The organism is Mycobacterium sp. E3305 (assembly GCF_001666785.1).
Taxonomy (GTDB): Bacteria; Actinomycetota; Actinomycetes; order Mycobacteriales; family Mycobacteriaceae; genus Mycobacterium.
Map to the genome: position 1 here is coordinate 1 of NZ_LZJA01000174.1, position 560 is coordinate 560.

A 560-nucleotide genomic window follows, 5' to 3' on the forward strand; every position below is an offset into this window, starting at 1 on the left:
GGTTGTTCCTGGACCCCACCCAGACGTACAGCTGCGCCTACTTCGAGCGCGACGACATGACCCTGGAAGAGGCGCAGAATGCGAAGTTCGATCTGGCGCTGGGCAAGTTGAATCTCGAGCCGGGGATGACGCTACTCGACATCGGTTGCGGCTGGGGAGGAGCGCTGCACCGGGCGATCGAGAAATATGACGTCAACGTGATCGGGATCACGCTGAGTCGCAACCAGTTTGCCTACAGTAAGGCCAAAATGGCCGCCATCCCCACCGACCGCTCCGTCGAAGTCCGGTTGCAGGGCTGGGAGGAATTCGACGACAAGGTCGACCGAATCGTCAGCATCGGCGCCTTCGAGGCGTTCAAGGCCGACCGGTGGCCGGCCTTTTTTGAACGTGCCCACCACATCCTGCCCGACGACGGTCGGATGCTGTTGCACACCATTTTGACCTATCAATGGCAGCAGATGCCCGCACTCGGCGTCAAGCTGACGATGAGCGATGTGAGATTCGCGCGATTCATCGGCACCGAGATTTTTCCGGGCGGCCAGCTGCCGACGCAGGAAGAT

At 60.5% G+C, this 560-nt stretch carries 1 protein-coding gene; it reads left to right on the forward strand.

What is annotated here, in order from left to right; genetic code table 11:
• Window positions 1-560, forward strand: a 560-nt coding sequence (locus tag A5701_RS16170; protein ID WP_156670117.1) for a class I SAM-dependent methyltransferase, incomplete at both ends; no start/stop codon positions are given.